We start from the raw sequence: 16,692 nt of genomic DNA on the forward strand, positions 1-16,692 counted from the left end.
TCGGCCCAGTCCTCCACTTTCAGCACCCTCCAGATCATCAAGGGGGGTTAATTCTGCGGGAGCACCTGGGGGTCATTCTTACGGGAGCAACGACATATCCCGCATGCGTGATCACTTTGAAGCGCAGAGGCAGGCTCATCCATGCTCTTCGGGCCCCTCAGCATGGGGCCAGTAAGTTCCACTGGTGTATTGAGTCCGTCCAGTAGCTCGATGATCCTGTCGATATTGGTCAGCCTTCGCACGCCCGACTCCATCATGGACAGGAAGGACTGACTCAGCCCCGTAAGCTGAGACATATCGTCCTGGCGCAGATCTCCTTCAATGCGAACGAGATGGCATAGTTTTCCGAAGTCGCGGGTGAGCAGGGCGTTCCGAATATCGGCCCGCTCCCATACTGCGGCCGGTACCGAGGGGGGTGGCTCAGCGCGCCTCTGTGTTTGGCGCGAACAACTACCGCAGTACGGCTCCTCGTTGTACCGGCTAAGCACACAGTGGCAGCGTAGGCACCGCCGACCATGCACCCCAAGGATGTCTTCCTCAGCGCGATCAGGCGCAGGAGCGTATCCCTGCGGCCTGGAATCAGTTGCTTGACGACCACTACCCAAAGGATCCCCACTGGCCGGTGCGTCACTGGCGAGGGTGGTCAATCGATGACCTGCGCCGTCAGCTGACGGCGCCGATGGCATCAGCGGTTGCGGCGATAAGCGAGGCGGACTTGTGACGCGCGACATCAGGTCTCTGTTGCCTCTATGGGGCCTCGCTGCTCCCGGCGGGCTCGGCTCAGCGCTCGGCGCAGTGCATCGGAGCCCGTCAGCTCCCTTGGCGCATGAGGAAAGACGTGCCAGTGCATTCCAGGCGGTGCGGTCCTGTCCGCGGACGGTACAACGACGTGGCAGGTTTGCCCGAGCGCAACTGTTCCCGGTTCCTCCCAGCCAGCCGCAGTGCCCACCGGCACCAGGAAGTAGAGGCGAGGCTCTGGACCTCCCGGGTCAAGAATCACGGGACCTACCGGCTCTGCGTGCTCTTTGAGGATCTCGATCGCGCGGCGGCCGACGGCTTCCACGGCACGGACTGCGTCCCACCATTCGCCTGCCGAGCACAGTTCGGCCTCCTCGCCGATGGGCATCCAGCGCGGCGGAAGCGGACGAGCTCCTCGATCGGACATGAAAATGGCCTCCTCACCACTATGTGTGAAGAGACCATTCCACTCAGCAAGCTCTGTGTGCGGACAGATTGTCCGTGGTGAATTCTCCGCAAGGTCCTTGACAGGGACTCAGGTTGTGCTAGTTCCAGCCCAACTCGCGAACGCAGACAGCTCGTTGGAGGGATGGGCGTCCATCCGCAACAGCGCGGCAGTCGTTTCGCGGACCGAGGGGTGGAACCGAGTGTGATTCGGGGCAACCTTCCGTGCCTGCTTGAGGTCGGTGAACGCTCCGGCCCGGTCGCCGAGGGCGAGCTTTGCTGAAGCTACGTCAATGAAGTGATGGCTGGAACGCTCCCCGACGGTGGTGGCGGGCGGAGTCCACTCGCCACCAGATACAGGTGACCACTCGGTGAGGCGGGCGAGGGCCTGCTCGGTGTCGCCCATGTCGATCAAAGTGTGCACTTCGTGGATGCGGATGTTCGTGGGGCCGAACGACATCTCGTATGCCAACGAATCCCGGTTGCCAGCCAATTGCGCCACCTGCTCTGCCTCCCGCAGGTAAGAGCCAGCGCGATCCGGATTGTTCTCGCGCGCTTCGAGCACCGCCAGCTTCAGTAGCAGGGCGCCGTCGACGGCGAGCGCATCGTTGGAGTAGGCGTGTTCTGGCTGGAGGCGCTCCAGCTCGCCGCGCATCGCGACGAGTTTGCGTCGGGCCGACGAGTATGCCCCCTGGCGGAGCATCGCGCCGGCAACCAGGTAGCCGGCAGTGAACTGCATCAGGGGGTCGCCGGAGCGGTCGGCTGCCCAACGCACCCGTTCCAGTGCCGTGGTCGACAGGTCATGGTGGCCCATCTTGTGGGCGAGTGAGTTCACGGCGCGGTAGGCACGGGCCAGATGCCAGAATGCCTTGGCTTGGTCCCCGTTACGGCCGCCGAGGGCGACGTGGGTCAGCTCGGTGATGAGCGGCGGCAGTAGTGGGCCCATCGGGGCGTAACGGGCGTCGCGACGCAGGGCGGCTACCTGGTCGACTTCGGAACTGAGGACGGGAAGCGACCTGGGGGCGATGTCCAAGTCGTCGGGGCTGTCATAGCACAGCAGGAGTCGGCGCAGCTCGGGAATGACTGCGTGTACGCGGTCTTCCGCCTCCGGCGTGCCGTAGTACGGCTGGCCGGTGAGAACCTCCGGGCCGAAGTGGAGCGCCTTGGCGAGTGCGAGCACCAGTGACGGTGAAGCCTTCCTCGCGCCGGACTCCAGTTTCTGGACGTAGCTCGGGGACACTGCGACCTTCTGTGCCAATTGTGCGGTTGACAGGTTTCGTGTCCTGCGTGCTACGCGGAGGCGGTCTCCCAGCGTCAGGTTTTCACTCATCGGTGGATCTGTCCCTTCGCGATGGAAGCACTCGGATCAGGGTACGGAATGCCCCTTGCCTCGCACCCCTGGTCGCCAAGTGTTAACAGAACTGGCAGTTCTGAGACGGGGAGTCGAAGCTGCGCTGGCGCATCCCTGGGGTGCCCTGTCCGTCCGATCGGCTGGTTGAAATGATGTCAAGTTTCGCAAATAGGTCTCTCATGGCCAGGTATGTCCGTCGCGTAGTCAAGGGGTGGCGAAGAATCCCCTACGGACAAACTGTCCGCACCATCCCTGCGTTCATGCTTCGCGTTGGCTTGATGTTGTCACGTTCAGTCACCGCGCATCGCGCGGTGTGAACCCTGTTGGGGGCGGCCGTCTTTGGTTGCCGCGCCGCGGGTCTTCGGTCGCTCGCTGCGCTAGTGGAGCAGAGTCTCGTCCAAATATTGCTGAACCGGTTCATAAAACCCATAGGGAACATATTCGGACAGTTTGGGGTGTGGGCACCAGGTCAGCTCCGCCAACTCCTCGCGGTCGGCGACGTGAGCCGTCCCTGAAACCACTGCGCAAGCGATGTACGACATATGCCTGCGTGTCTTCGGGTGCGTCCGGCTCCCGAGAGTCTTGAGTGCCTTCACCTCAAGCCCGGTCTCCTCGCGCGTCTCGCGAACAGCTGCGCCTTCCTGATCTTCACCCGGTTCGATCTCGCCGGCGGGAAACTGCCAGGAGAGTTGCCCTTCGCTGACGCGCCGGCGAACCAGCAGGACTCGGCCCTCGTTGACGATGACCGCCGCAGCGATACCGGGCTTGTCATCGTCAGTCTGTGGCGTCACGAGCTTCCTCCAGAGCGATGAGGATGGGCGGGAAGATGCTACTGGCGGGGATGAACCGAGTTACTGATGCCTTCGGTACCCACATCACGTCTACGTTCTCGTCAACATCGCTGTTGGTGGCTTCGCCCGCGAGGTACTCACAGAGAAAGTAGTCGCATTGCACAGCGGTCACTGGATGAAGGCGATCGCCGAGATGGCGGAGCACGGCGCATCGCACGCCCGTCTCTTTGAACGTCTCCCGGATTGCAGCACTGTTGGCGTGAACACCTGGTTTGATCACTCCGGCGGGAAATTGCCAGGTGATGCTGGAGGCGCCGTCATCGCGGCGACAAACGAGCAGGACCTGGTCCTCGTGTACCACGACAGCGATGGCCACCCTCAGCGCCTGGGCCGATTCGCTGCCCTGGCTGGTGCTGGCGGCCGGAGTGAGGATCAGAGCGAACCGCCTACGCACCATCTCGGAAGCGGCTTCATAGACCTGGTCAAGTGACTGCTGCGTCTCACCAACGGGCTCAACTTCCGGGTTGGAGTGCCACATTGCGACGGTGCGGGGAGCGATGTTGAGGCGTTCTGCGAAGGACTCGTTCGTCAGCCGCAGAGCCGCCTGCAGCGCACAAGCTCGATGCCCGTTCCAGACCTCGACTACGTCCATGACGGCCTCCCCGCATGCCGCGATGAGCGACGTGTGTGATCACTGCACGGCGACTGCACTCTCGTTGCACTGTGGGTACCTGGTGAACTTCCCCCCCGAGGCGGTTCACTCATCGCATGGACTCGCACGGTCTGAGGAGTGTTGATGCTCAAGGACGAAGTCCACCTGCTGTGAGGAGGGTTGGAGCGACGGATCTCTACTCCTAGAAGGCTAGCCGACGACGCCCAGCGAATCACTTCGACCAACTCTCCTATAGCAGTGCGGCTATGGCCTGATCCGGGGGGCGTAGGGCAGACGGGACGAGATCGTTGGTCCGGAGCAACTGGGCCTGTCGAGAGCCGAGTTGGTGTCCTTACCACACCCGGTCGCTCTCTCGCTGCCACTCGGCTAGGAAAGCTGCGGACAGCCTGTCCGCACATGGACGGGCATGGCCTGAGAGGCTGTAACTGCGCTCGGCGCAGAGTGCTCCTGAGCGTGACGGCCGGATTGTGAACGCTGCCGAGGCCCCGCCGAGCGGTCCCAGGAAGTGAGTGCGCGGCCAATGACGGTTCGGACTCCAGTTCCCGCGGAAGAGGGGATGCGGGCCGGTGATTCTGACGGCGATGGACGACAGGTGTTCGGGGGCTACTTTGAAGATCGCGGCGATCTCCTGGCTTTCCCCGGTGGATGCTCCGGGCGCAGGTAGCCTCAGGCCCGTGGCGCGCTGAGCGTCCGTCAAATTGCTCGCCTGAAAACCGAAAGGGAAGCCATGGGCCAGGACCAGGAGCAGTCGGTTGAGCGCACTCTCGTACTGCTGAAGCCTGACGCCGTTGTGCGCGGGTTCGCAGGGAAGATCATTTCGCGATTCGAGGATGCGGCCCTGAAGATCGTAGGCGTCAAGATGAAGCAGATGGACGCCGAGTTCACTCGGCGCCACTACTTCGACCTCGAAGAGCGTCTCGGTCCCGAGGTCTACAACGTCACGTCCACGTTCATGCAGCAGAGCCCCGTCATCGCCCTCGTCCTGGAGGGGCCTGACGCCGTTGCCACCGTGCGGAAGATCGTCGGCAGTACCTATCCCAACGAGGCGCCGGCAGGCACGATCCGCGGTGACCTCTCGCACTACAGCAAGGCCGCCAGCGTCGCATCCGGGAAGGCGGTCGCCAACCTGGTGCACGCTTCGGGCAACAGGGAGGAGGCGGAAATGGAAGTGGAACTGTGGTTCGAAAAGGACGAACTCCACGCCTACCGCACCCTCACTGAGATCTTTACCTACTAGGCGGTCACCGCGTCACTAGTGGCCTGTCGCTGCGTTGAACACCATCGGCACATCGCCGAATGAGAGAGGGCAACATGACCAGCGTGACCCGCGTCGCCACTGTCGGCGAACTGGAGACTGGCTTCCAGCGGGAACTGGGCACAGACCAGTGGGCTGCTGCGGAGACGGCGTACGCCTTGGCCGTACGACACCGTGACAACGGGAGCTGGGAGCAGTCGCGTGACTGGGTCGCGCAATGCCTCCAGCTCTTGGAGGGCTTCCCCAGCGACTCGGAGGACCAGGTGGCTACCAAGCGAATCTCGGTCGGAGGCGTCGCACTGCCCACCTACCTGCACGACGGAGTCCTTCGGGAACGCTTTGGCGACGTCTCGTAGTTGGCGCCACTCACGCCGGTGGCGCGGACACCCGCCGTTGTTCGCGCCACCTCGCCACAACAACAGCAGAGCATTCGATCCGACCGGACCGGCCTTGCCATCACTCGGCTCGGCTGGACCTGCTTTGCCCGAAACGAGGAGGATGACCGTTGGCCACCGAGATCGAGTTGCGGGCCCGCTTCAGCAGGGAGGCCCACGACCAGCTCATTTCGCGTCTTGAGCAAGACGGTGAAGACCTTGGCCGCGACGACAAGCACATCTTCTTCTACGTGCTCCCCGACCGACTGCTGAAGGTCACAGACAACATCGCTACCGGCACGGCGAAGATCACCCTCAAGGCCAACAAGATCGGTCAGGGTACTGCCTTCCCGGAGACCGAGATCCCTATCGACAGGCAGGATGTCGAGGCCGCGGTCCGTATCTTCAATGCCCTCGGCTTCGAGCACATGATGCACGACGCCTACAACGAACGCCGCAACTTCAGCTTTCACGGTGTGGAGATCGCTGTGAAGTGGAGCGAGGCGTGGGGCCATCACGCCGAGTTCGAGGTCCTGCTCGGAGACGAGCCGAGCCAGGTGGAGGTACAGACCGCCAACGAGCGCATCCAGCTGGTGGCCAAGGAACTCGGTGTGTCGCTGATGACCGAGGCCGAGCTCGCCGACTTCACCGCGGCCTTCGAAGCAGCCCAGCAGGCCGTCAAGCCCTCGGCTTCGAGAGCAGAACCTGCTGGCTGAGGCAATACATCGCGATAGAACACCGAGAGGGGTGGACTAGATGAGCACTACCCCGCCAGCCTTGAGCCTGGTGGAACTCGCACAGCTGAGGCAGCTCCCGCATCACCAGTTCACCGATCACGACACGGTGCGTTGGATCGAGGCGAACCGGCCGCAGTTCCCCGAGGACACGGTGCCGTCGCTTCGTGCAACATCCAGGGATCTGTTGTCCCGTACGGCTCTGCCGGTCGTGTGGCTGGCGGAATCGCGACTGCGAGACTCAATCCACGGGATCCGGCACGCAATGCGTACAGCGGCCCTGGCTGCTCTCCTCGCCGAAGTCGAGGGATTGGACGAGGTCGACACGGCCACCCTGACTATTGCGGGCGCTCTTCACGACTGCCGACGACTGCATGACAAGGACGACCGAGGGCATGGGGCTCGTGCCGCAGACTGGCTCACCCAGAATGCTGACCTGGTCTGGGCCCACTTCTCCCTGACGGCGACCGCGCCCGCCGTGACCCGCGCCGCGATCGCCGTACGCCTTCACGAGATCCCGTACACGGACTTCACCCATGTGGACGAAGCCGACTATGCCCACTGCCAGCAGATCATTGACCTGGTCAAGTCAGCCGACGCACTGGATCGCTACCGGCTCCCCAAGCTCAAGTGGTGGCCGGACGCCCGGTACGTGCGCGCCGCTGGTTTCCAACAGCTGCAGGCCGCGGCATTTGACCTTGTCCTCTGGTCCGAAGCGGGCCATCTGGCGGGCCTCGACAGCGCGGAGGCCGTGCTCAAGGCTCTTAGCTGGCGAGGGCTGATGAGTTGATGGATTTCCTCGACGCATACAACCTGTGGGCGGACGCTCATGAGTTCTATGAAGCCTCGATCATCCCCAGCTCGTCCGAAGCCGATGCCCCTCTCGCCCAGCAGACCCTCGCATGGGAAGCCCGTCTGGCGGAGGACACTCCCAACGGCGGACTTCTTCGTGGCAACGCGCTCTTCGACGCGCTCAGCAGCAGCACCAAACTGCACCTGCTCCACGTCACTCATGCTCTGGAGGAGATCAATGAGCATGGTGTTCTGTACCCGTCCGGCGGTTGCCTTGTAGGGAGCATCTATTGCGCCCCGCTGACTCCGGCGGGGCAGGGCTTTCGTATGCACAACCTGGCCTCCTACATTCTCGACAGGGAAGCCCCGGCCTTCCTGAAAAGGATTGGTCGACCTGGAGAAACTCCGACGCCGCTGATTTTCGAGGTCACCGTCCCGGGCCAGGCATATAGGGGTCTGGCCGGCGTGGATTACTTGCGCCTGGGTGCTATCCACCTGAGCATCTACAGTCACCTTGAGTACCTGTTATCGAAGAACGAGCGCCACCAGTTGCGCGAGACGATCATTAGTAGGACGAAGAACTCCGCTAGTTTCCTCGCCCTGGCGTCGACGATCACCCACACCGGTGCCACGGTCCCAACGGACTCGTTTTTCCAACTGCTCGACGAGACCATCCCCCGGTTGCCGATCCTCGGATATGTGTATTTCGAGGCGCTCGCCGAGTATCTAATGCTCCACTCCACCAGCGACGAGACTAAACGCTTAGCCGACCTGGGCGAGTTCAACAACTGGCTCTACAAAGAGATGATCTTCTCCTCTGAACTGGCCATGGCCGGCAAGTTCGACCTCGCCAAGTTCAGGCCAGCTCCCTCCAAGCTCGACAGTCTCCTCGCTCGGCTGGACGCGACGATCGATTCCCAGCATGCGCGTCACTATCTGGTGGCACGCATCAGCTACCTGGTTGCAGCCCGCCTCTTCACACCCGGTCAGGTGCCGGCAGAATGGCGCCACACACGCTGGGAATTTGACAGCTTGGCCACCCACCTGGGCCCGCTCCTGGGCCACCTCATTCACCGGGAACTGAGGACCTTCGGTAGATATCCCGACTTCTACTTCTACTTCGACCAGCATAAGGCACTTCAGGCGTGGAACTACTGGAATCACATGGACATCGTTACCCCCTTCAACGGAACCATCCCGAAGGGGGAGATCGGTATTAATCCTGCCTATCCCGATCTCGAATATCAGGTTTGGCGGGCAGAGAAAGACGCAGCCGGGCGTCTTCATCCAACCGAGCAGCTCGATGTGACCATCGCCCCTCGGCTTGTCGACATCAAGTACACCCTCATGCGCAACAGTCGGCCCGGGAATCTGCCAGTGACTGCGGCGTGAGAAAACGGCGCTTGTCTGGATGGCCCACCCATGAGAAGGGAAAGGGAGACCTCAGTGGCACTGCACAGCGAAACCGCCCGCAATGAGTTGGAGCAGTTGGCACAGCAAATCACCACTCTGCTGCAGCAGCCGACCACCACGCACGGGCTCGCTCGTGCCCTGCGCGCGGCCGAGAAGGAGCTGAACACCCACCGTACCCACTTGGCGAGTCAGGCGGCTTGGCCCAGCGATCGCATCGACGGCACGCCCCGCCGGGTGCAGATCGGTGGTGGTGGTCATCAGATCGTCGGCTACTTCAACATCGACGTCGTGCCGCCAGCGGATCTCCTCTGGGATGTCCGCGAGGGCATCCCGCTGCACGACTCCACAGTCGATGTGCTGTTCTCCGAGCACTTCCTGGAGCACATCGACTACCCGCGCTCCGCCAAGCACTATGCGCGCGAAGCGCACCGAGTAGTGGCCCCCGGAGGCCAGCTCATCACCGGTGTACCCGACGCTGCGTTCGTGCTCCGCCAGTACCCTGCAGGCACCGCCGACGGCGACAAGATGATCAGGAGCTGGTACGGGAAACGGGACTGCCTCAACGACATCAACACCCATCTCGACCTGATCAACTACGTTTTCCGGGACCAGGACGACGACCCCACCTACCACCCACACTTCTGGGCCTACGACCAAGAGAAGCTCGTTCAGCTCTTCACCGAGGCTGGGTTCTCGACGGTCGAACCCTGGAAGTTCGATCCGGAACTCGCTAACCCGAAGCGAGAGTGGGGCAGCGTGTATGTCATCGCGATCAAGTAGCCGCGGTCACTGCTGCTCGGCAAGCCATGCACCCAACGCGGCTACAACCGACTCCTCGCGCCACTGGGCAAAGACTCGCTCCTGCTGCGCAGCCGGCATTGCTGCGAGTGTCGTGGTGGAGCCCTCGGGAACGAAGATCGACCACAGGGCCGACCACGAACGCGGCCCATCACCGCGATCAGGTGCGAGGGCAATGGCCCCCGGCTTTCGAGTGTCGTCAGCAAAGGTGTGCAATGTGCCTTGTGCATCTGCGTAGACCGCGGCGCTGGCGAATCGGCAGGTCCGATTCTTCGTGAGGTCGGCCAGGTGGGTGAATCCATCAGGTCCAAAAGCTTCAAGAGCCTGCTTCACCATTGGCCCTGGCCATCCGCCGAACTCCTCGATGTAGAAGCCTGAGTCTTCGACAAACAATGGTCGTCCCAGAATTGAGAATGCTTGTCGAGCCTTATGCTTCGCGATTTCCGCAACGGACGTCGTCTGGATTTCATCCAATTCCAAGTTGACCTGCTCGATCTCGATGTCCCATGGTGCGAGATGTTCTTGGGCAGTGCGGAACTTCCCTGTGTTCCCCGTGCACATTGAAACCTTGATGGTCGGCATGGGTGATAGATTCCTTTCTGGAACTGGTTAGTCGTGTATGGGCATGGAGAGGCATTGGGGGCGTATCAAGCGACCGCGACACCACTCCTGCCTGGGGGGCGTGCCGGCGACGGGTTTATGATTCGAGCGGTGGCCGTGTAGGCGCGGCAGTCGGCGGGCGTGCCTCTCTTCGGGGGCTGCGTAGCCTCCTCCGTCGCAAGGCATAATCTCAGCTAGTTTGAAGCTCTGCGACGATACGGCGGGTCTCCGCCAGGGCGAGTTCACGGCGGATGTCGGCCGGGTCAGCATGAGGACCCAACACCTTCGTGCAGAAGAACAAGGCCATGAGCTTGCCGTCGCGACTCTGCAAGTCTTGTTGTCTCTCACGCCTTACTCGCGCGGCCAACTCCGGCAAGATCAGCGAGTTCCCCCACAACCAGGCAGCGTCGAGCCCTCGGGGTGCCATCCCCCAGTCCTCCCAGTCAAACAGGCAGAACTCTGGTGCTGTTACGTTCGCCCAGTTCAGATCCGCATGCGCGGGTGTCCACTCCTCGATTGTGGTCTCCGAGACCGTGGGGAACGTCTCCTTGATCACCTGGCTGACCCTCGCTTGAGTGATCTCGTCGGTATCTGGCGTTGCAACGCGCGTGGTGCGCTGAGCAGCAAGTGCGTCCAAGGAGACGCTCAATGCTTCCCACCACCGGTCCGGTAGAGCCAAAAGAGAGTCTGGGCGCACCGGATCCCCAGGCAGCAGCTCTGTCTCGTCGGCCCGCCACATCGATGTGCCGGCAGCATCCCACCAGGACATGCCTTGCAACCATTTGGGCTTCGCAACACCGTCCAGGGCCTCGGCGCACTCGGTGCCGTTCCAACCCTGTGCTGAGGTCTTCTCAATCGGGCGTCGTTCGATCCGCACCCAGGTGCTGCGATTCGTTCGTGCCCCCACTGTGCGCCGCTTCCGGACTACCGTGTCCCGTTCGACGCGCATGTCGAGTGCGCGTTCGACGCGTTCCAGCACCTCGTCTACTGGTACTTCACGCAAATCGACATAGTCGACCGTCGGCGTTGTCATGGGGGCTCCCTGGCTGCTGTATCACGACGCTAACAAGAAGGAGTCCGGCCCATGATGGCATCGCGCTGAGTCGCTCCATCCCCGTCAAAAGGTAGTCAGTTGCTCCTTGCTGCCGTATCACTGGCGTGATGTGCGCAGCGCCGCCCTACCCGCGCACCTTCAGCTCACGGCAGACGAGAAAGTGCCCCGAAGGACTGGAAGCGTCCTCCAGGTCCATGTCAACCTACAACGTCCCCGAAACTACCAGGTCAGAGAGGCAATGCATGATCAGTGGGGCTGGATCTCCGGACGTTTCAGGCTCCACTTTCTCGGCCTCTCTGCCTCGGCCACCCATACCCCTACCGAGGAGGCTCAACCTACCGGGGCCCGCACCTCGATCCATGCGCGCGTCGCTTCTCCGATCCTCATCGCACTCGGCGCCATCAACGCCTGGTCTGTCCGTGAGGCCGACGACTTCCACTCCCGGGCAGCGGTCCTAGGGCTCTGCGTCTGCACTGTCGGATGGCTCGGGCAGGACTTCCTCCGAAGCGACTACTGCTGGCCGCAGAGTAGCCCGCTGTCTCGACCGAGTCAGTGACGACGGCCTCTTCACGCCCTTTGCGGACGGTGCGGTGCCCGGTATCAGTTGCTAGGAGATATCGCCCAGCTGCCTGGGTGCGCAATGTAGGCCACGATCCCCGGTTAGCGAAACCGGGGATCGTGCGGACCATTGATGCTGTTCGTACTCGGCTGCGCTTGGCGGTGGAGCCGTAGCGGATGCAGCGGATCGAGTCGTGTTTGGAATAGCCGTCACCCTCTGCTGCCCAGGTGAGCCTGGCGCCCGTCACTGAAAGGTAAGGGTGCCTCTGTGGATGGAGAGTGACCTAGTGCGGTATCGGTCGAAAGACTTCGGCGGTGCGGCGACCGAAGGGGTAAGTAGGAGAAAGTCTTTGCCCGCACTCATGACCCCTGATGATGTCGCGAACTACCTGGCCAAGCCGAAGAGTTGGGTTTACGGAAATTGGCGGGACCAGGGAATTCCTTTCAAGAAGGTCGGTAACGCTCTTCGGTGTCGGCTAGCAGACCTCAATGAATGGCTTGATCAGCAAACCCCATGAGGGTCCGGCTTGGCCGTATGCGGCGAGGTCAACTCGACTAGATAGAAATGAGGTTGAGTGGTTAAGAAGGGCAACGGGTTGGGTGGCAGTCCCGTTGAGATCCAGCGTCGTGGGAGAGCGAACACTTGGGGGGTGAGAACGCCGTTTCACTTTGATACGGCTCAAGGCAAGAAGGTTCGGTACTGGATTGGCCGTGAGTTCGGCACAAAGACCGAAGCGCAGCGTGCGCTCCGCAAGTGGCTGACAGACCATGAGGCCGGGAAAGTCGTCCCGCGATCCGACGTGAAGCTCGGTGACTGGATGGACAAGTGGTTCGCTAGCCTACGGGTCGAAGCAACTACCCGCGCTGGATACGAGCCCAAGATCCGGCTGCACATTAAGCCGCACCTTGGAGCCAAGAAGCTCAGGGATGTCACCGACGATGACCTTGACGCCCTGTACCTGATGCTGGAGACGGTCCCATGCGCGACGAACAAGGGCAAGCCGTTGGGGGCCAAGTCCGTTCGACACGTCCACAACATCTTGTCGGGCGCGTTCGATGCCGCGGTCACGAAGAAACTCATCCATGTCAATCCGGCGGCTACCGCCAACCCGCCCACTACCCGGCAAATCAAGTCACAGCAGCGTAAATTCGTGACGCTCGACGACGCTGGAACGGGCCGCTTCCTCACGGACATCTGGACGCCGTGCGGGCGGCGCGGTTGTGGGCCGCTGCACTACTGCACGCGTGACGCGCCCCTGTGGACCACGTACACGGCGACGGGTGTCCGCCGCAGTGAGGCCCTGGGGATGATGTGGGACCTCGTCCACTGGGAAGAGTGCGCCATCGAACTCGAATGGGTCGTCGTCGAGGTGGGCAACAAGAGTGTTCTGCGGCGTCTGACCAAGGATGGGGATGACAACGCGATCATTTACGTCGACCAGGCGCTGATGAGCGTGCTCAAGGTCCAGTGGGAGCGCCAGCAGATGTGGAAGGAGAGGCTCGGCGAACTCTGGGCCGACCAGGGCCTCGTCTTCGCGCGGGACGGATACATGCTCCGCAAGAACGGGATCACGCCTGGCGGCCCACAGGACGCCGGGCAGGTCAGCGCACGGTGGCGAAGCACCAGAGAGAGGCTGGACCTCCCCGAGCGATTCCGCATCCACGACTGGCGGCACAGCAAGGTGACCAACGACCTGGACGCGGGGGAGAACCCGGTTGAGGTCTCCGCGAATGTGAGGCACCACTCACCGGGCTACACCATGGCCCAGTACGGCAAGCGTCGCGTCGAAGGGGCGCGCAAACTGGCGTCCGGGACGGCACAGCGCATCGGCCTGGGGAAGATCTCATGAGGTGCCTGACCGCGTTGGTCACGCCGTTGGTCACGGCAGCCTATGCGGCCCCGCATCGCCGCAGGTCAGAGGGATATTTACCGAAGCAACGGCCGGGGCCGCCACCCCCCACAGGAGAGGCCCCGGCCGTCGCGCGGTACGGGCCGCGCGGCGGCCCGTACTTCGTTCAGCGCCATGACTGCGTTTTCTGTCACACCCACGGGCGTCACGAGTTAGTTGCATCTTGTACGGACATGGACGGCGAACGGTTTCAGTGCGTAACGTGCAGTTCGCGCCGGGCCGCGGAGGACGCATGACCACCGCAACGATCCACGGTCCCGAACACCGCAACCATCAATACGAGGAACCACGACGGCGAGAACCACGTCCGCGCGAGCGGCGCCGGTTGAGGCGCGAAGAGGGATACGACGGGTGCTGGGGGACGACGCGGAGTTGACCGCCGCGGTACGTGCGGCACAGGGCGGGGACGAGAACGCGTTCCGCGTCGTCTACCGCGCGGTGCAGCCTCGCCTGCTCGGATACGTGCGCACGCTGGTCGGTGATCCGGACGCGGAGGACGTCGCCTCCGAGGCCTGGCTCCAGATAGCCCGTGACCTGGACCGGTTCAGCGGCGACGCGGACCGTTTCCGGGGCTGGGCCGCCCGGATAGCCCGCAACCGCGCCCTCGACCACATACGGATGCGCGGCCGCCGGCCCGCGATAGGCGGCGACGAGACGGAGCTGGCCGGCCGGGCCGCCGACTCCGACACCGCGGGCGAGGCCATCGAGGCGCTCAGCACCGGCTCCACCCTGTCCCTGATCGCCCGGCTGCCGCAGGACCAGGCCGAGGCGGTGGTCCTCAGGGTGGTCATGGGGCTCGACGCCAAGACCGCCGCCGAGACCCTCGGCAAACGCGCCGGAGCCGTCCGGACGGCGGCCCATCGCGGCCTGAGGAAACTCGCGGAACTGCTCGGTGCCGACCCCGAGGCGGCGGCCGTCCTGGACGCGCTTCCGCCCCAGCGAGAACCGGACGGCCGTGCGGTGACGTCCGCGAGTGTGACGCATACGCGTTCGCGGACGCAGAAGGACATGTGATGGCCGACGAGCAGTACAAGTGGCTTAACCCGGCGACGGTGGAACGTCTGCTGCGCGGTGAGTCGCTCGAAGCCGTCGACGACGACGCCCGTGACCAGGCAGAACGCCTGGCCAAGGCGCTGGGCGAGCTCTCCGTGCCGGACCCGCGGGGCGGCGCCGGACTGCCCGGCGAGGAAGCCGCGGTGGCTGCGTTCCGCAAAGCGCGTGAATCCGCGGCGGCCGGGCACATCGCCGTCGGCGGGCGGTACGGGACCACCGGACGGGGAGCCGACGCGGGCCTCGTCCGCATCGGCGCCGGCGCCCGGCCCGCCCGGGCCCCGCGCTGGGCCCGCCCCGCCCGGTTCGGCCTGGCCGCCGCGCTGGCCGTCGGCATGCTCGGCGGGGTCGCGGTTGCCGCGGGCACCGGCGTGCTGCCGACGCCGTTCGGCGACCACGGCCCCGGACCGGCCGCCACCGTCTCGGCCGCCGGCACCCCCGAACGCCCGCAGGGCTCGCAGTCGCCCGACTCCCTGGTCGGCGGCGAGTCCGCCGTGCCCTCCGACGGCACCACGTCCGCCGGCTCCGGGCAGACCTCGTCCGAGCCGTCCGGCCGCACCGAGGACCGGGGCACCGGCTCGTCCGCCGACTCCGGGAACCGCTGGACCCGGGCGCTGGCCTCCTGCCGCGACATCCAGGACGGCAAGTCCCTGGGCGCCGGCCGCAGGCAGGCCCTGGAGGGGCTGGCCGGCGGCGCCGGGCGGGTGGACAAGTTCTGCAAGGCCATGCTCGGCACCGGCACGACCGGGACGACCGGCAGGGACGGCACCTCCACCGGTGACAGCGGCGACAGCGGCGACACCGGCCAGGACGGCCAGGACAACGGCCCGAGCGGCGGCCAGGGCGACGGCAACAGCCAGGGCGGTGACGACGACGGTCCCTCCGTCCGAGGCGGCGGCAGCGGTGGCGGCAACGACCACCACCAGGACGGCGCGGCCTCACCCGTCCCGACGGCCGTCGCATCCCTGACGCCCGGCCGGTCCGCCGCGGCGCCCGGCCCGTCGTACAGCGCGCTCTGACCTCTCCGTGCGCCGCCGCTCCCCGCGGCGCCGGTGACCTTTGCGTACGGCTGTGACCTGCGGCTTCGTAATTCGCTGAAGTTTTTTTCCGGCGAGGTGTGACGTTTTCGGCGGCGGCGGCGCAGTAGGGAGTGAGCCGACTGGTCATCGGCCGTCGCACAGAGCCGGGGTTCCCCCCGTACCCGTGGCTCGTGCACTCGGCGCGGGCGGGACACGTTCCCCCGGTCCCGCCCGCGCCTCGAATCCCTCTTCCCCCGCCTCACCGGTAGACGACGACCTTGTCGCCGTCCCGGACCTGCGCGAACAGATCCGCGATCGCCGCCTCGTCCCGCACGTTGATGCAGCCGTGCGAGCCGCCCGCGTAGCCCCGGGCCGCGAAGTCGTAGGAGTAGTGCACGGCCTGGCCGCCGCTGAAGAACATGGCGTACGGCATCGGGGAGTCGTAGAGCGTGGACACGTGGTGGCGTGACTTCCAGTAGACGTGGAAGACGCCTTCGCGGGTCGGGGTGTACTGCGCGCCGAACCGCACCGACATCGTCGACACCGTGCGCCCGTCGATCATCCAGCGCAGCGTCCGGCTGGACTTGCTGACGCACAGCACCCGGCCGGTGAGGCACCGCGGATCGGGCGCGGCGGCCGGCTGACCGCCCATCAGGTACAGCTCCCACTTCCCGGGTCTGTGCGTCATCCCTACCAGCCGCCGCCAGGTCACCGCGTCGGTCTCGCCCGTCCGCGGCAGCCCGCGCTTGCCCTGGAAGCCCTTGACGGCCTCGGCGGTGAGGTCGTCGTAGGTCCCCGTCGGCCCGTCGAAGAGCCAGTCGACCTGGCGCAGCCGGGCCTGTAGGTCACGGACGCCGGTGCCCGTGTCGCCGCGGGTGTAGACGATGTGCGGCGGGGTGGTCACCACGGCGGAGGGCGTCGGGGCGGCGCCGGTGCCCGGCGCCGACGTGTGCGGGAGCTCCACCCGGACCGGCGAGTGGCGCTTGCCGTCGGCGTCCGTCGGCTGCACGGTGCACGCGCACAGCACGGCCAGCGCGGCGGCCGAGGCGAGCGCGACCGCGGGGCGGGACACGATCCGGGAAGCGGCGGAGGAACCCGTGGCCTTCATGCCGAGGATGCTTCCCCGCGTGACCCCCGC

General features: G+C 64.6%; 17 protein-coding genes. 10 read left to right on the forward strand and 7 right to left on the reverse strand.

The annotated features are described in order from the left end of the window. Window positions 1-47: 47 nt before the first annotated feature. From ACZ619_RS44055 to ACZ619_RS44070, 4 genes are all read right to left on the reverse strand, one after another. A complete protein-coding gene (locus ACZ619_RS44055) occupies window positions 48-731 on the reverse strand; it encodes a helix-turn-helix domain-containing protein (protein WP_469611608.1) in 684 nt (227 codons plus the stop codon). A gap of 542 nt (window positions 732-1,273) precedes the next feature. Further along, on the reverse strand, window positions 1,274-2,512 hold the full coding sequence (locus tag ACZ619_RS44060) for a helix-turn-helix domain-containing protein (protein WP_469611609.1): 1,239 nt from the start codon (window positions 2,510-2,512) through the stop codon (window positions 1,274-1,276). A 398-nt stretch (window positions 2,513-2,910) separates the two neighbouring features. Next, complete coding sequence (locus ACZ619_RS44065; protein ID WP_469611610.1) at window positions 2,911-3,324, reverse strand: NUDIX hydrolase; 414 nt, start codon at window positions 3,322-3,324, stop codon at window positions 2,911-2,913. Further along, complete coding sequence (locus tag ACZ619_RS44070; protein ID WP_469611611.1) at window positions 3,308-3,976, reverse strand: NUDIX hydrolase; 669 nt, start codon at window positions 3,974-3,976, stop codon at window positions 3,308-3,310. The genes ACZ619_RS44065 and ACZ619_RS44070 overlap by 17 nt, the downstream gene beginning before the upstream one ends. A 748-nt stretch (window positions 3,977-4,724) precedes the next feature. Between ACZ619_RS44070 and ACZ619_RS44075 the strand changes: the two genes are divergently transcribed. From ACZ619_RS44075 to ACZ619_RS44100, 6 genes are all read left to right on the forward strand, one after another. Beyond that, window positions 4,725-5,234: a nucleoside-diphosphate kinase gene (locus tag ACZ619_RS44075; RefSeq protein WP_469611612.1), complete on the forward strand. Its 510-nt coding sequence runs from the start codon at window positions 4,725-4,727 to the stop codon at window positions 5,232-5,234. A gap of 74 nt (window positions 5,235-5,308) precedes the next feature. After that, on the forward strand, window positions 5,309-5,608 hold the full coding sequence (locus ACZ619_RS44080) for a hypothetical protein (protein ID WP_469611613.1): 300 nt from the start codon (window positions 5,309-5,311) through the stop codon (window positions 5,606-5,608). Between the two features lie 149 nt (window positions 5,609-5,757). After that, a complete protein-coding gene (locus ACZ619_RS44085) occupies window positions 5,758-6,342 on the forward strand; it encodes a hypothetical protein (RefSeq protein ID WP_469611614.1) in 585 nt (194 codons plus the stop codon). Between the two features lie 70 nt (window positions 6,343-6,412). Next, window positions 6,413-7,150 carry a hypothetical protein gene (locus ACZ619_RS44090; protein ID WP_469611637.1) on the forward strand — a complete coding sequence of 246 codons (738 nt, stop codon included), beginning with the start codon at window positions 6,413-6,415 and terminating at the stop codon, window positions 7,148-7,150. Continuing rightward, window positions 7,150-8,544, forward strand: coding sequence for a hypothetical protein (locus ACZ619_RS44095; RefSeq protein WP_469611615.1), 1,395 nt, complete (start codon window positions 7,150-7,152; stop codon window positions 8,542-8,544). The genes ACZ619_RS44090 and ACZ619_RS44095 overlap by 1 nt, the downstream gene beginning before the upstream one ends. A gap of 60 nt (window positions 8,545-8,604) precedes the next feature. Beyond that, window positions 8,605-9,345 carry a class I SAM-dependent methyltransferase gene (locus ACZ619_RS44100; RefSeq protein ID WP_469611638.1) on the forward strand — a complete coding sequence of 247 codons (741 nt, stop codon included), beginning with the start codon at window positions 8,605-8,607 and terminating at the stop codon, window positions 9,343-9,345. 6 nt (window positions 9,346-9,351) lie between these two features. On the opposite strand, the gene ACZ619_RS44105 is transcribed toward ACZ619_RS44100, so the two are convergent. Together ACZ619_RS44105 and ACZ619_RS44110 are read right to left on the reverse strand one after the other, a co-directional pair. Further along, window positions 9,352-9,945 (reverse strand): non-canonical purine NTP pyrophosphatase, encoded by a 594-nt coding sequence (locus tag ACZ619_RS44105; RefSeq protein WP_469611616.1) that lies wholly within the window; start codon window positions 9,943-9,945, stop codon window positions 9,352-9,354. Window positions 9,946-10,153: 208 nt separating this feature from the next. Continuing rightward, window positions 10,154-10,996: a hypothetical protein gene (locus ACZ619_RS44110; protein ID WP_469611617.1), complete on the reverse strand. Its 843-nt coding sequence runs from the start codon at window positions 10,994-10,996 to the stop codon at window positions 10,154-10,156. A 941-nt stretch (window positions 10,997-11,937) separates the two neighbouring features. Between ACZ619_RS44110 and ACZ619_RS44115 the strand changes: the two genes are divergently transcribed. The 4 genes from ACZ619_RS44115 to ACZ619_RS44130 all read left to right on the forward strand — a co-directional run bounded on the left by ACZ619_RS44115 (window position 11,938) and on the right by ACZ619_RS44130 (window position 15,554). Next, window positions 11,938-12,093: a helix-turn-helix domain-containing protein gene (locus tag ACZ619_RS44115; protein WP_469611639.1), complete on the forward strand. Its 156-nt coding sequence runs from the start codon at window positions 11,938-11,940 to the stop codon at window positions 12,091-12,093. A 132-nt stretch (window positions 12,094-12,225) separates the two neighbouring features. Next, window positions 12,226-13,425 (forward strand): tyrosine-type recombinase/integrase, encoded by a 1,200-nt coding sequence (locus tag ACZ619_RS44120; RefSeq protein ID WP_469611618.1) that lies wholly within the window; start codon window positions 12,226-12,228, stop codon window positions 13,423-13,425. A gap of 411 nt (window positions 13,426-13,836) precedes the next feature. Continuing rightward, window positions 13,837-14,499 carry an RNA polymerase sigma factor gene (locus ACZ619_RS44125; RefSeq protein WP_469611619.1) on the forward strand — a complete coding sequence of 221 codons (663 nt, stop codon included), beginning with the start codon at window positions 13,837-13,839 and terminating at the stop codon, window positions 14,497-14,499. Next, complete coding sequence (locus ACZ619_RS44130; RefSeq protein WP_469611620.1) at window positions 14,499-15,554, forward strand: hypothetical protein; 1,056 nt, start codon at window positions 14,499-14,501, stop codon at window positions 15,552-15,554. Before ACZ619_RS44125 ends, ACZ619_RS44130 begins: the two co-directional genes overlap by 1 nt. A gap of 259 nt (window positions 15,555-15,813) precedes the next feature. On the opposite strand, the gene ACZ619_RS44135 is transcribed toward ACZ619_RS44130, so the two are convergent. Continuing rightward, the gene (locus tag ACZ619_RS44135) at window positions 15,814-16,662 is read right to left on the reverse strand and encodes a L,D-transpeptidase family protein (protein WP_469611621.1); all 849 of its coding nucleotides are present in this window, start codon (window positions 16,660-16,662) and stop codon (window positions 15,814-15,816) included. Between the last annotated feature and the right edge of the window lie 30 nt (window positions 16,663-16,692).

It is taken from the genome of Streptomyces sp. NPDC104367, from assembly GCF_055583825.1.